This is a genomic window from Actinospica durhamensis, from assembly GCF_018139695.1.
Lineage (GTDB): Bacteria > Actinomycetota > Actinomycetes > Streptomycetales > Catenulisporaceae > Actinospica > Actinospica durhamensis.
Genome location: NZ_JAGSOG010000002.1, coordinates 64,600 through 77,665, shown reverse-complemented (window position 1 = coordinate 77,665; position 13,066 = coordinate 64,600). Strand labels below are relative to the sequence as shown.

13 protein-coding genes are annotated in these 13,066 nt (G+C 71.7%); 9 read left to right on the top strand and 4 right to left on the bottom strand.

Going from position 1 to position 13,066, the window contains the following annotated elements:
* Positions 1 to 4: 4 nt before the first annotated feature.
* From KDL01_RS00850 to KDL01_RS00835, 4 genes are read right to left on the bottom strand one after another with little or no spacing between them, the layout of a single operon-like run.
* Positions 5 to 1,066 (bottom strand): LuxE/PaaK family acyltransferase, encoded by a 1,062-nt coding sequence (locus KDL01_RS00850; RefSeq protein ID WP_212526317.1) that lies wholly within the window; start codon positions 1,064 to 1,066, stop codon positions 5 to 7.
* Positions 1,063 to 2,463 (bottom strand): AMP-binding protein, encoded by a 1,401-nt coding sequence (locus tag KDL01_RS00845; RefSeq protein WP_212526316.1) that lies wholly within the window; start codon positions 2,461 to 2,463, stop codon positions 1,063 to 1,065. Before KDL01_RS00845 ends, KDL01_RS00850 begins: the two co-directional genes overlap by 4 nt.
* The gene (locus KDL01_RS00840; protein ID WP_212526315.1) at positions 2,460 to 3,206 is read right to left on the bottom strand and encodes an SDR family NAD(P)-dependent oxidoreductase; all 747 of its coding nucleotides are present in this window, start codon (positions 3,204 to 3,206) and stop codon (positions 2,460 to 2,462) included. Before KDL01_RS00840 ends, KDL01_RS00845 begins: the two co-directional genes overlap by 4 nt.
* A gap of 18 nt (positions 3,207 to 3,224) precedes the next feature.
* Positions 3,225 to 3,479 (bottom strand): acyl carrier protein, encoded by a 255-nt coding sequence (locus tag KDL01_RS00835; RefSeq protein WP_212526314.1) that lies wholly within the window; start codon positions 3,477 to 3,479, stop codon positions 3,225 to 3,227.
* Positions 3,480 to 4,373: 894 nt separating this feature from the next.
* On the opposite strand from KDL01_RS00835, the gene KDL01_RS00830 reads away from it, so the two are divergent.
* The 9 genes from KDL01_RS00830 to KDL01_RS00790 all read left to right on the top strand — a co-directional run bounded on the left by KDL01_RS00830 (position 4,374) and on the right by KDL01_RS00790 (position 13,011).
* Positions 4,374 to 5,006, top strand: a complete 633-nt coding sequence (locus KDL01_RS00830) for a hypothetical protein (RefSeq protein WP_212526313.1) — start codon at positions 4,374 to 4,376, stop codon at positions 5,004 to 5,006.
* Positions 5,003 to 5,245 (top strand): hypothetical protein, encoded by a 243-nt coding sequence (locus KDL01_RS00825; RefSeq protein ID WP_212526312.1) that lies wholly within the window; start codon positions 5,003 to 5,005, stop codon positions 5,243 to 5,245. Before KDL01_RS00830 ends, KDL01_RS00825 begins: the two co-directional genes overlap by 4 nt.
* 261 nt (positions 5,246 to 5,506) lie before the next feature.
* Positions 5,507 to 5,644: a hypothetical protein gene (locus KDL01_RS00820; RefSeq protein ID WP_212526311.1), complete on the top strand. Its 138-nt coding sequence runs from the start codon at positions 5,507 to 5,509 to the stop codon at positions 5,642 to 5,644.
* Positions 5,645 to 5,716: 72 nt separating this feature from the next.
* On the top strand, positions 5,717 to 7,036 hold the full coding sequence (locus KDL01_RS00815) for a UDP-glucose dehydrogenase family protein (RefSeq protein ID WP_246575736.1): 1,320 nt from the start codon (positions 5,717 to 5,719) through the stop codon (positions 7,034 to 7,036).
* Positions 7,037 to 7,171: 135 nt separating this feature from the next.
* Positions 7,172 to 8,677 carry a class I adenylate-forming enzyme family protein gene (locus tag KDL01_RS00810; protein WP_212526310.1) on the top strand — a complete coding sequence of 502 codons (1,506 nt, stop codon included), beginning with the start codon at positions 7,172 to 7,174 and terminating at the stop codon, positions 8,675 to 8,677.
* Positions 8,678 to 8,718: 41 nt separating this feature from the next.
* Positions 8,719 to 10,518: a condensation domain-containing protein gene (locus KDL01_RS00805; protein ID WP_212526309.1), complete on the top strand. Its 1,800-nt coding sequence runs from the start codon at positions 8,719 to 8,721 to the stop codon at positions 10,516 to 10,518.
* Positions 10,519 to 10,723: 205 nt separating this feature from the next.
* The gene (locus tag KDL01_RS00800; RefSeq protein ID WP_212526308.1) at positions 10,724 to 10,981 is read left to right on the top strand and encodes an acyl carrier protein; all 258 of its coding nucleotides are present in this window, start codon (positions 10,724 to 10,726) and stop codon (positions 10,979 to 10,981) included.
* Positions 10,982 to 12,181 (top strand): phenylacetate--CoA ligase family protein, encoded by a 1,200-nt coding sequence (locus KDL01_RS00795; RefSeq protein WP_212526307.1) that lies wholly within the window; start codon positions 10,982 to 10,984, stop codon positions 12,179 to 12,181. It abuts the gene before it with no gap.
* A complete protein-coding gene (locus KDL01_RS00790) occupies positions 12,178 to 13,011 on the top strand; it encodes a hypothetical protein (RefSeq protein ID WP_212526306.1) in 834 nt (277 codons plus the stop codon). The genes KDL01_RS00795 and KDL01_RS00790 overlap by 4 nt, the downstream gene beginning before the upstream one ends.
* The last annotated feature ends 55 nt before the right edge of the window (positions 13,012 to 13,066 follow it).

Genomic DNA, 13,066 nt, shown 5'->3' with positions numbered 1-13,066 from the left:
CGTCTCAGCCGCCCACCGCGTCGCTGCAGCCGCGGGCCTCGGCCCGGGGCAGCCGGCCCAGGATCGAGAAGCGCTTGCCCGGCCAGTCGCCGTCGTCCACGCCGTGCACGACGCCGAGGTCCTCGGTCAGCAGCGAGTGCCCGGGATAGGACCGTGGCAGGGTGCTGACCACCTGGATCAGGCCCGGCGTGCCGACCGCGGCCTCGCGCCAGGTGTCCGGATCCCGGATGACCACATCCGCGAAGTCGGGGCAGTACAGTCCGGGCATGCGCGTCCCTTCGAGGAAGACCGTGCCGATCTGCTCGGCCATGCCGTAGAAGTTGTGGATCCGCCGCAGCCCGAACCGGGCGAAGTGCCGGCGGAACTCGTCGTTGTCCACGGCCAGGTCGGCGAGCTTCTTCCAGCCGCCGGTGTGCACCAGGACGCCCTGGGACAGATCCAGGTCCTCCTCGGCGGCGAAGGCGGCGAGCGCGCTCCAGACCAGGAAGGTGAAGCCGAAGACGAGGAAGGGGGCCCGCCCGTGCGCGGCCAGGAAGGCCCGCGCGGCCGGGCGGTCGAGTTCGCCGTCCGCGTCGAGCAGGAAGGTGTAGTCCCGGCCGTAGGCCATCATCCCGAGGACTCCGGCCCGCCGAGCCGAGACCGTCGCCGCGCGTGCGACGGTCGCGCCGCTGTCCACGATCAGCATGGGCAGGCGCCGCGGCCCGATGGCGGTGCGCAGGACCGAGGCGAGCGCGGCCTGCTGGGCGGCGGCCGCCTGCCGGTCCAGGTGGACCCGGCTGGGCTGACCCGTGGTGCCCGAGGAGGTGACCACCGTGAACACCTCCTCGTCCGGGATGGACTTCAGCACGTGGTTCTTGAACAGCCGTACCGGCAGCCAGGGCAGGTCGCCGAGATTCCGGTGGCCGCGGCCGGAATCGCTCCACCCGCCGGTGGCGTCGAGGATCCGGGCGTACCCGGCGCAGTGGCGATAGTGGTGCGCCGTCAGTTCGCGCAGCGCGGGGAACAAGACCGCTTCGCGGTCCGCCTGGGCGAGGGTGAAGCAGCCGGAGCGGGGATCAGGGGTCACGTGCGGCTCTCCAGGGCGCGGTAGTCGATCTTGCCGTTCGGGAGCGTCGGCAGCCCGCTGCTCGCACGCACCTCGACTCCGGTCGGGTGCACCCGGAAGCGGTCCGCCAGGCTCTGGACGAGTTCGCGCGGGTCGGCCTCGAGGCCCTCGATCCACACCCGGATCCGGTCCTCGGCCGCGACGGCGGCGACCGGGCCGTGCTCGCCGAGCATCTGTTCCACCGCCGCCAGGTTCACCCGGACCCCGAAGACCTTCCCGATGCGGCTGATCCTTCCGGTCAGCCACAGGTGGCCTTCGCCGTCCAGGCGCCCGAGGTCGCCGGTACGCAGCACGCCGTGGCGCAGGTCGGGCAGGGCGAGATGCGCGGCCTCGTCCGCGTATCCCATCATCACGCCGGGACCGCGGCAGATCACCTCGCCGGTCACGCCGGGTTCGGCCGTCTGCGCGCCGTCCTCGGTGGCGATACTCAGCCGCACGCCGGGGATCGGCGGCCCGACGCTGCCGAGCTTGTCCGTCAAGCGGTCGGGCGGCAGGACACAGATCCGCGGCCCCGCCTCGGTCTGGCCGTACATCACATACAGATCGGCGCCTCGGCCGTGGAAGTCCAGCGCCGTGCGTTCGCGCAGCCGCCCGCCCGAGGCCGTCAGCGTCCTGACCCCGCCGAGGCGGCCGGACAGCCGGCGCAGGATCTCGAACTGGCTCGGCACGAGCGAGAGCGAGCTCACCCCGTGCGCGCCGACGGTGTCCCAGAATGCTCGAGCCGTGAGATCCCCGTCGGCGAGCACGACGGTCGCGCCGGCGTTCAGATGGGAGTTGAGGACGCTCAGCCCGTACGTGTAGAAGAGCGGCAACGCGGTCACCGCGACGTCGTCCGGGGCGATGCGGGTGGCGGCCGCGATCGCCGCCGCGTTCGCGGTCACGGCGGAACGGGACAGACGCACGAGTCTGGGTCGGCCGGTCGAGCCCGAGGTGCTGAGCAGCAGGCCGAGATCCGGGTGTACGGGTATTGCCGTGGCGCCCTCGTCGCGCACGAGGCCGGGCCCGAACTCGGGCACGATCGCACAGCGGTATCCGGTGAGCGAGGGCGCGAGAGCCTTCGCCCGCTCGTAGTCGAGCCCTGTCACGAGCGCGGGCCGGAAGCGCTCGGCCAACTCGGCCAGCGTCGTGTCGGGCGCGCGCGGGTCCAGGGGCAGCACCGCCCGGCCGGCCTCCCACGCGCCGAGGTAGCGCAACACCGAGCCGAGTTGCGGCTCGATGAGCGTGAAGACCACGCCGGCCGGCAGTGCGCTGAGCGCGGCCGCCGCCTCCCCGGCCCGGCCGGTGATCTGCGCGCCGTCGACGCCGCCGCCCGTCGCCGCGTCGACCAGGCGGGCGCCGGGGGCGATCAGCCGGGTCACAGGACCAGCCCGCCGTCGATGCCGAGCACCTGGCCGGTGATGAATCCGGCGTCCTCGCTCACCAGGAATCGCACGGCCTTCGCCACGTCGGCCGGGGTGCCGAGCCGGCCGAGCGGCGTGGACTGCGCGTAGCGCTCCCTGGCCTGCTCCGGAATGCCGGAGATCAGATCCGTCTCGATGATGCCCGGCGCGACCGCGTTGACCCGGATGCCCCAGCGGCCGAGCTCCTTCGCGGCGGAACGGGCCGCCGCGGCTATCGCCGCCTTCGACGCGCTGTAGCCGACCTGCCCGGCGCTCCCGTCGCGCCCGACGATGGAGGCCAGCACCACCATCGACCCGGAGCCGCGGCGCACCATGATCCGGCTCGCCGCCTGCAGACAGGCGATCGTGCCGGCCACGTTCGTGTCGTACATCGCCCGCAGGCTCGGCTCGGTGATCGCGCCCAGCGGAGCCGAATCCATGATGCCGGCGTTCGCCACGAGGATGTCGAGCCGCCCGTACGGCGCCACCGCGGCGCGCACGGCCGCGGCGACCGACCCGAATTCGCTCACGTCGACGACGCAGCCGCTCACCTCCGTGCCCGTCTGCTCCGACAGAGTCCGCGCGCACCGCGCCGCCGTGTCCTCGTCGCGGCCGGCCGCGATCACCCGGGCGCCGTGCGACGCCAGCTCCGCGGCCACCGCGTATCCGATGCCGCGGGTCGCTCCGGTGACCAGCGCGACCTGATCGGCCAGTTCGTTCATCACAGTCCGTCTCCGCGCTCAGCCCTCGACGCCGAGCTCACGCAGCACGACGAGGGCGGTGTCGAAGCTCTCGATCCGGATGAGCTGGTCCGGGTCGACTTCGACCTCGAATTCCCGCTCCACGGCGACGATCAGGGTCATGTGGCCGAGGGAGTCCCAACGGGGGTGGTCGCGATACTGCAGACTCGCCGGCTCGGCCTCCGGGCCGAGGTTGAACACCTCGGTGAACACGGCTTGCAGCCGCGCGTCGAGGGTGCTCTGAGCGCTTTCCATCCGGACGTCCTTACTGAGCTGGAGCGGGTGACGGTGGCCGAGCCGGGCGGCCGTTTTCGCGCGCACGGATGCCGCGCATGCGGACGGCGGCCTTCGGGGCCCACCGGCGGCTTCGGGCCGGCGAGACGCGGGGATCGCGCTCCGGCGCCGACGTGGTGGGGCGCTGGAGAGCGGGGAGTGCGGCGCCGGCAGATGGCGGAAACCGGGATATCCGGCTGCGCGAGTTCACATATTTGAACGCATCGTGGTGTACGCGTGGTCTTAGTTCAATGGGCTTGCGCGATATTCCGGCGGGCCGCGATCACTGTGACATCAGGGCTATGAAGTGTCAAGAGTTCATTCGGCGTCTGTTGACAGCCGGGCGGGCGGGCCGGCGACCGCCCCGTCGCCGCAACACCCGCCCCACCTGCGCCGCCGTGCGCGTTCGAGGGCTGCGAACCTGCCCCAGCCCGCCGCTACCTGGCCGAAACATTCGGCAACCTTCCGCCCATCCGCCCGCAAGTCGCGTCCCGATGCGTCACTATGTCAATGCCAGTATACAATGGTCAACTCTCGTCCATAGGCCCCTGAAGGGCATTGACGCCATTCGACAGAGCGCGTACCGTCCTGGAGGCGCGAGTCTTCTGTTCCCGAAACTTTCGGAAACAGAGCCTTCGCCGAACCCACAGTCAGGTCCGCCCGCTTCCGCCCTCAGGAGGATCGAACGTTGCGGCGTCCACCCCGGCACCCGGCTCCCGGCCGGCGCGGCCCGACCCATCCCGCCGCCGCGGCGCGCGGGGGCGCGCCGTACCGAGGGCCTCGACGCCGGTCGGCTCCGCACGGTTGAACGACGGCCGCGGGCCGAGTTCGACCCGTCAGGGATCGAATATGAATCAAATGGGGCTGAATACCTTGTTGAACGCCAGCGATCTCCACCGCGGTGCCGACCACCACCGGCACGAGGGCCAGGGAGCCCAGCAGCGCGGCCTGACCGCCCCCCAGATGCAGCGGCTGCGCAGAGCCCTGGCCGAGATACCCGGCTTGTACGACCACTGCGAGACCGTGCGGATCGGATCCACGCACTTCCTGCGGGACCGGGTCACCGGCACCCGCCGCGCGGAGATCCCGCTGGACGAGACCGCCCTGGCCCTGCGCACCGACATCGTCCGGGTACTGAGCCTGTGGTCGGACCTGGTCCTCGCCGAGCGGCCGGGGGCCGCTGCCCCCCGGCGCGAGCCCGCGGCCCTGGCCGGCTTCCTGGCCTCCCAGCTGGACTGGCTCGCCGCGCATCCCGCCGCGGAGGACTTCGCCACCGAGGTCGGCCTACTGGCCGAGGCAGCGCGCGAGCACGTGGAGTCCAAGTCCGCCCCGCGCCAGGAGATCGGCACCTGCGTGCACCCGGGCTGCCAGGCCGCCGTGTTCGCCTACCTGGTCGCCGCGGGAGGCTCGTCCGCGGGGGTGCGCTGTGCGGCCGGGCACACCTGGGCCGTCGCGCAGTGGCTCATGCTGTCCCAACGCCTGCAGGCGAACCGGAAGGCCGAGGCGTGAACGGGCAGGCGGCGTCGGTCAGCCCGCGCACGGTGACCACGGAACTGGCCGCGCTCGCCACCGGCGTCACCGAGGCCACGATCCGCAAATGGGCCAGCCGGGGAGCGCTGACCCGCTACGGCAGCGCCCGCAAGGCCGAGTACGACATCGACGAGCTGCGCGAGATCCTCGCGCGCCGCTCGCGCTCGGCCGCGACGCGGTCCGGCGCGCGCGATCGCGGACCGGGCGACCGCGTATGAGGCCCCTACGGAACACGGACGCCCCGTGCGTTCACTCGGACAACACTTGCGCGTTTCAGAGTATTCATGTCACACTGAACACATGGCAGAGCTCTGTCCACAGCTCTCCCGCGCCGCGTCTCTCGCGTCGTCTGCCCACTCCGCGCGATCCCGCCGATGCGCCATGCCCCGGTGCGGATGCGCCGCGGACGCCGCGGATTTCCCACCCTGACGGGGCTGCCGTCGTCGTGTTCTGCCACCCGCCTGGGAACGGATGTCGCAGTGTACGATCCCAAGGCCGTGGTCACCCCGAGGCTCGCCGACGGGTGGACGCAGGGCCGAGCGAAGATGCCGATCGGCGGCGCGGTGCCGGATGGACCTGCCGCGTCCCGGGCCGGCCGCGAGCGACGGCTCACCTGACAGCGCGGCCTCGGGGCGGGTGGCGCCCGCGCCGAGGCGGATCTCGAACCGGAAGCGGAGCATCAAGCAAGCATGGCGATTAAGATCAGTGTCATCGGGACGAACTACCTCGGTGCCACCACTGCGGCCGGGCTGGCCGAATTCGGCTTCGACGTCGTGGGCGTCGACATCGACGAGGCCAGGGTCAAGGTGCTCGGCAGCGGCCGCGCCCCGCTCTACGAGCCCGGACTGGACGAGTTGCTCAGGAAGCACACGGACTCCGGCCGGCTGCGCTTCACCACCGACTACCGCGAGGTGGCGGACTGGGCCCAGGTGTTCTTCATCTGCGTGGGCACGCCGCAGGGCGCGCACGGAGCCGCCGACCTGTCCCAGGTCCAGGCGGTGGTGGACACGCTCGCGCCGCTGCTGACCGGCCCGGCGCTGGTGGTGGGGCGCTCGACCGTTCCGGTCGGCACGGCGGCCTGGATCGGGCGGCGCTTCGCCGAGCGGACCGGGGACCTGCCGGGCCTCGAGGTGGCGTGGCAGCCGGAGTTCCTGCGCGAGGCTCACGCCGTCGAGGACACCCTGCACCCGGACCGCCTGGTCTTCGGGGTCTGCTCCGAATCGGCCGAGCGGACCCTGCGCGAGATCTTCGCCAGGCCGATCGACGAGGGCTCGCCGGTGATCGTCACCGACCGGGAGACCGCGGAGCTGGTCAAGGCGGCCGCGAACTCGTTCCTGGCCATGAAGATCTCCTACATCAATGCCCTGGCCGGGCTGTGCGAGACGGTCGGCGCCGACGTCTCCACCCTCGCCGACGCCCTCGGGCACGACAAGCGGATCGGGCGCGGCTCGCTCTCCGCGGGCCCCGGATACGGCGGCGGCTGCCTGCCCAAGGACCTGCACGCCTTCACCGCACGGGCCGAGGAGCTGGGCTCGACCGAACTCGGCGGGCTGCTGCGGCAGGTGGACCTGATCAACTCCGCCCGCCAGGCCCGGATCGTGGGGGTGCTCGCCGAAGCGCTCGAGGGCGGCCTCGAGGGCAAGGCGATCGCGGTTCTGGGCGCGGCCTTCAAGGCGGAGACCGACGACATCCGGGAGTCGCCCGCGCTCAGCGTGGCCGAGCTGATCCGGGCCCGGGGAGCCGCGGTCACCCTGTTCGATCCGCAGGCCATGGAGAACGCCCGTCGCGCGTTCCCGCTGATCACCTATGCCGACTCCGCCGTCGACGCCTGCGTCGGCGCCCACGCCGTGGTGCACCTGACCGACTGGCCGCAGTTCCGCGAGCTCGATCCGCGCGCCCTGCGCGAGGTGGTCGCGAACCCCGTGCTCATCGACGCGCGGCTCAGCCTGGACCTGGACGCCTGGAGCGAAGCCGGCTGGGCGTGCCACCCCCGGACGGCGAAGGCCTGATCGCCGCCTTGATCCACCCGCGAACCTGACCACCCTTTCCCGCTGAGAACACTGTTTCCCGTCGGCGGCGCTTTCCCGCGCCCGTCCGACGCGAGGCAGTGTTCTTTGCTTTTCCCACCTGCGAGGGCGAGCAACGTGGCCGAAGTCTTCACCGCGCGAGAGCGCCTCTCCACCGGGCATCCTGTCGTCAGCCTCCTGACCTCCGCGGCGCGGCTGCGTCCGCACGGGTGGGCGGTGCGGGACGGCCTGCGCGAGTGGACCTATCCCGAACTGGTGGCACACGTCGCGCAGCAGGCCGAGGTGCTCGCCGACGCGGGCGTGTTCGCCGGCGCGTACGTCTCGGTCACGGCCGTCCACGATCTGCGCTACCTCAAGGCCTACTTCGCCCTGCTCTCGCTCGGCGCCAACGTCCTCCCGCAGGACCCGCTGGCCGGAGAGGTCGAGTGCGCGCGCGAGGACGAGCGGTGCGCGGTGGACTTCCACCTCGACCCCTCCTCCGGCCTGCTGCAAGCCCTGCGCGCGCAGCCGGACCGCGGCGGAGCGCCGGCCGTGTGTGAGGCCGAGCGTGCGGTCGACGGCCGGCCGATGCGGCTGCGCGGCCATCTGCTGCTTCCCACAAGCGGCACCGGAGGCCTGCCCAAGCGGGCCGTGCACCGCCCGAGCCGGCTCGTGGCCAACGCCGCCGCACACGGTGCTTCGGTCGGGTTGACCTCGGCGGACACCACGTTGCTGCTGCTCTGCCCGGCGTTCGGCTATTGCCACACCAGCCAGATCCTCGCGCACGTGCTGGCGACCGGGCGCCTGGTGTTCGGCCCGCGTCCGGCGATGCCGAGCGACGTGCTGCGGGTGATGCACGAAGCCGAGGTGACGAATACGACGGTGGTCCCCCACCAGCTCAACCGCACCATGGTGAATCTGCTCGGCCGCGCGCGGAGCCTGCGTCAGATCTCGCTGGGCGGCTCGCCGTTCGGCGCTCAGGCCATGGCCGACGTACGCGCGCGCCTGCCCGGTGTCGAGGTGATGCAGACCTGGGGCATGACCGAGTGCGGGCCGCGGCTGACCACCTGGCGCCCCGCGCGCGATCCGGACGCCGACGGCTGCGTCGGCCGGCCGATCGCCGGGGTGGAGGTGTTCGCCGCGCCGCTCGGGCAGTCGCCGGACCTGACGCGGCGTGCGTGTGCCGCCGAGGAGCGGCCGGGGGCACAGGACCAGGAGCTGTGGGTGCGCACGCCGTACGCGATGCTGGGATACCTGGGCGATGCGGCTTCTGACGTGCTGAGCGAAGGCGACCTGATCAGGACCGGCGATGTGGGCTCCGTGGACGCGGACGGATCCGTGTACGTCCAGGGCAGGATCAAGAACCTCATCGACGTCGGCGGCAAGAAGGTCGCCGCCGAGGAGTTGGAGCTGTTCCTGCGCGAGCTGCCCGGCGTGGCCCAGGTGAAGGTGATCGGCCGGCCCTCGGACCTGCGCGGCGAGGAACCGGTCGCCGAGATCGTCCTGGCCGACGGCGCGATCGTGGACGCCACGGAGATCCTGCAGGCGGTGCACGCCCAGTTCGCCGCGCACAAGCATCTGCGCGAGGTGCGTTTCGTGACCTCCATCGAGTCCACCCCGAACGGCAAGGTACTGCGGCGATGAGCGCCGGATCCGCAACTTCGAGCCCTGGAGGCGATCGCGTCATGACAGTGCAGTCCCCTCTCGCGGACGTCGGCCCCGAGTCCGTCGGCGCATCCGGCATCCGCTTCCGGCAACTCGACTTCACCACGCAGGCCGACTGCGCCGACGCGCCGCTGACGTGGGCGCAGGAGCACATGCTCGGTCTCATCCGCGCCCTGGAACCGCTGACCCAGCCGGTGAATCTCGGATATCACATCGCCTTGCGCGAGGGCGTGTCCCCGGACGAGGTCATCGCAGGCCTCGATGACCTGATGCGGAGCCACGAGGCGCTGCGGACGACGTACCTGGACACCGAGGCCGGCCCGCAGCAGCGCATCGCGAACTCCGGCAGCCTCACGGTGGCCATCGTGGAGTGCGATGAGCAGGTCGGCGAAAAGACCGCGTCCGCCGTCCACGCCGCGCTGGCCGACCGAGCCTTCGACCTCGCCGCCGAATGGCCGATCCGCGTCGGGGTGGTCACCGGCGGCGGCGAGCCCCGCTATCTCGCCTTCGCGCTCTGCCATCTCTTTCTCGACACCACCGGTGCACGCTGGATCAATTACCATCTCCGATCGCTCCTGAGCCATGTGTTCGCCGAGGAGCGCGCGCCGCGGATTCCGAACCCGATGCGGGTGCAGGCGCAGTGGGAGTCCTCGCCGACCGGCACGCGCCACGGTTCACGAGGCGTCGCACAGCACCTGCGGACCTTCGGCGCGATGCCCCAGACCATGCTCCCCCGGCCTCTCCAAGAGGTTCCGGCACCCCGATACCGGTACCTCGAGTTCACCTCGCCCGCGCTGGCCGTCGCCGTGCCGTTCCTCGCCGCGCACCACGACACCTCTCCGGCGACGGTGTTGTTCGGCGCCATCGCCGGCGTCTCCGGGTTCGTCAGCACCCTGCCTCGGGCCTACTTGCAGCTGACGGTGGGCAACCGGATCGAACCCCGCGTGCGCAACGCCGTCGGCATGTACACGCAGGACGTCCCGGTGGAGGTCGACCTCACCGACGCCAGCGTCGCGGACGTCATCGACCGCGCGACTCCGGTGGTCCTGCAGGCCGCGCGCTTCGGCATGCACCCTCCGCTCGAGCTCGAAGCGGCGCGCAGGCGGATCGAAGCCCGACGCGGCATCCACTTCGACCTGTCCTGCTGGCTCAACTTCGTGCCGATGGCGCGGCTTGCCCGCACTGCCGAGCGGCCGAACGCGTCCGTGCTCGCCCAGGCGCGCGCGGACACCCGCTGGCGATGGGTCGAGGGCACGGACAACAGTACGAGTACGTATTTCGTCTTCGCCGACGGCAACGCCCAGGCCATGGTGTTGACGCTCATCGTGGACTGCGCCGTCCTGGCTCCGCAGGAGGCGGTCGCGTGGGTGCACGCGATCGAAGCCGTGCTCTGCGAATCCACCGCGCGCGACGTCGCCGTGGCCGAGTTCGGCGCGTACACGGACCTCAGCAGGGACCCTCGCGGCGACGGCTGGTGCCTCACCGACGCCAACTGGGTCAGGCTGCCGGACGTGGCCGACCTGGTACGCGGCGTCTCCGGCAGCCCGCGCGCCGAGGTCTTCGCGGTGCCGTCGGCCGAGGGAGAGCGGCTCAGGGCCTTCATCCCGGCCGGCTCCGCCGTCCCCGATCTCGCCGAGCTGCACGCGGCCTGCGTCGCGCGTCTCGCCGAGAGCCCCTTGCGCACCGCCATGGCCCCGCACGAGTACGTCGTCTGCTCGGGTCCGGCGCGCGGGAGTGACGCGGCCGGCTGGGAGCGCTTGCCGGTGCTGGCCGCCGGCACGGGCCGGACCGACGGAGATGCGACGATCCCCGAGGCCTGAGTCACTTGCGTATCATCGATTACTTATGTCACACTAGTTCCACGGCGGAGCCATGCCCGCGCACAGCGTGAGCGCGTGGCCGTCCCGCATCCTCACCGAATCCCGTCTGCGCGCAGCGCCCGCAGCCGTCGTGGTGACACACCCACCGGCTCCGCGACGGACCTTCCCGCACCCTGCGATCGGCAAATCTGGAATGGATTCCCTGATGCCCGACAACGACGCGTCGTCCGTCGCCACGATGATCACCAGGTTCATCCTCGAGACCAAGGGACCGGCCGCGCTGGTCGAGTTCTCCGACGACACCGAGCTCATCGACGGTCTCGGATTCGACTCGGTGGACCTCGTCTCGTTCATGGCGTGGATCGAGAACTGGACCGGGAGCTCCATTCCGGACTCCGACTACAGCATCGGCAACTTCTCGACCGTGGGCGCCGTGCGCCGGTACATCGCGGGCGGGCGCTGAATGGAGATCGACGAACTCGTCGAGCGGGCGAGGACGCGCGTCCCGTACTACCGCGAACGCTACGCCGGGCGGGGCCGACTGCGGCTCGAGGACCTCGAGATCCTGGACAAGCCCACGGTCATGGTGCACGCCGAAGCCCTGCGCGAGGACGACGCCGACCCGGAGCAGCTGATCGCGTTCCTCACCAGCGGCACGACGGGCAACCCCCTGCCGCTCTTCCACTACCGGGCCCAGCGGGCGCGATGCTCGATGGCGCTGTGGGGGGCGAGGCGGTGGTACGGGGTGTCCGCCGCGCGAGCCCCGTGGTGCCGGTTCCGCGGGCTCTACAACCTCACCGACCCGAGGACCGTGATCGAGAAGGGCGACTGCCTCGAGTTCTACGCCCTCGACCTGTCCGACGACGCCCTGGCCGAGTACTTCGACCGGATCACCCGCCATCGACCGGTGTGGCTGCAGGGCCGCCCGTGCGCGACCGGGCAACTGGCGACCTGGATGGTCGAGCGCGGACTGGTCGGACCGGACAGCCTGCGCCTGGTCGAGCTGACCGGGGAGCTGACGATCACCGCGGACCGCGAGGCCATCGCACGGGCCTTTCCCGGCGCGGCCGTCGCCGACCAGTACGGCTCGCAGGAGACCTGGCCCATCGCCTATCAGTGTCCTGAAGGCAACCGGCACGTGTTCGAGGACAACGTCCTGCTCGAGATCGAGGGCGACACGGGCGAGGAGAAAGTGCTGACGGGCCACGCGATCGTGACGAACCGCCACTTCACCGCCATGCCGCTGCTGCGCTACCGCACCGGCGACATCGTCACCCTGGACCGGCGCGGATGCCGCTGCCCGCGCGGCGGCCCGGTCATCACGACCGTCCACGGCCGGGCCGCCGACCACGCCGTCGACCGATCCGGCGGGATCGAGTACACCAGCTTCTTCCAGACCCTGATCGACCACGTCGAGCAGGACCTGCCCGGCTCGATCAGGCGGTTCCAGTTCGTCCAGCAGGGCCTTGACTTCGCGGTGACCCTCGAACCCGGAGCCCGGTGGGCGCCCGAATGCGTGGAGCGGGTCGGATCCGCCCTCGACCGCCGGTTCCCCGGCCGGCGCGTCGCCTTCGAGGTGCGCCCGACCCGGGCCCAGACCGCGGCGAAATACCGGCCCTTCATCAAGGTCGCCGACCCGTCGACCGAGGACGGCATCCGGTGAACGGAGCCCGGTACGGGGGGCTCGCGGTACTGCGGTCGAGACCGACGTTCCCGAGCGCCACCGAATCCGCGCATCTGCGCCGCCTCGTCCGCGACACCGAGGGGCTGCGCTCGCTGCTCCTCGACGGACCGCTCGCACGCGGCTGGCGCCACGTGCACAGCGACGTGGACATCGTCATGATCGGGCCGAGCGCGCCGCGCCTCGAGGAACCGCTCGAGCCCACCGGCGAAGCGAACGCCTTCGCCTTCTACCAAGAGGGCAAGCGCTGGTGCGTGCGCCTGCGTACCGAAGAGCAGGTCGACCGGCTCATCGAGCAGATCCGGGACCTCGCCGCCGTGACCAGCACGGCCGGTCCGCCCGCGCACCCGCCCTTGGCGCAAGAGGCCTGGGACGACGTGATCTCGCTCTACGACGGCGAATCCCCGGCCTGGGCAGCCGGCGACCGGGACTGGCGCGAGGCCTTGCGCGAAGCCGGCCTCCCCCGCGTGGCGGCGCAACGGGCCGCGCGACGAGCCGGCGGCCTGATCGGGCAGGCGTGCACCCAGCTGGGCAACGGCGACCACCGCTCGGCCGTGCTGGCCATGTCGCAGGCCGCCGAGGCGTCGATCGACGCGTGGCTGGCCCACAACGGCCGGCTCAGCCCCGGCGAGTGGCGGATGAAGCACTGCGCGATGCTCGAGCACGAGTCCGCCCCCGGCCGCGCTCCGTTCGAGGTCCGCATCTGCTGGCGTTGGCTCACCCACGCCGACCTGCCGCCGCTCGGCCCCGAGGACTGGGTGCGCGACTGCATCTCCTTCTGCCAGGGCCTGCTGGCCGACTGCGCGATCTAGGTTCGTGTCTTCAAAGGTCCGCCGGGTCCGCGGCGCCTGCCACGCACGCTCGCTG

Excerpts from the sequence above, each read along its gene's own strand:
- KDL01_RS00805 (WP_212526309.1), top strand. The coding sequence starts at position 8,719 with ATGACAGTGCAGTCCCCTCTCGCGGACGTCGGCCCCGAGTCCGTCGGC.
- KDL01_RS00800 (WP_212526308.1), top strand. The coding sequence starts at position 10,724 with ATGCCCGACAACGACGCGTCGTCCGTCGCCACGATGATCACCAGGTTC.
- KDL01_RS00835 (WP_212526314.1), bottom strand. The coding sequence starts at position 3,479 with ATGGAAAGCGCTCAGAGCACCCTCGACGCGCGGCTGCAAGCCGTGTTC.
- KDL01_RS00795 (WP_212526307.1), top strand. The coding sequence starts at position 10,982 with ATGGAGATCGACGAACTCGTCGAGCGGGCGAGGACGCGCGTCCCGTAC.
- KDL01_RS00840 (WP_212526315.1), bottom strand. The coding sequence starts at position 3,206 with ATGAACGAACTGGCCGATCAGGTCGCGCTGGTCACCGGAGCGACCCGC.
- KDL01_RS00815 (WP_246575736.1), top strand. The coding sequence starts at position 5,717 with ATGGCGATTAAGATCAGTGTCATCGGGACGAACTACCTCGGTGCCACC.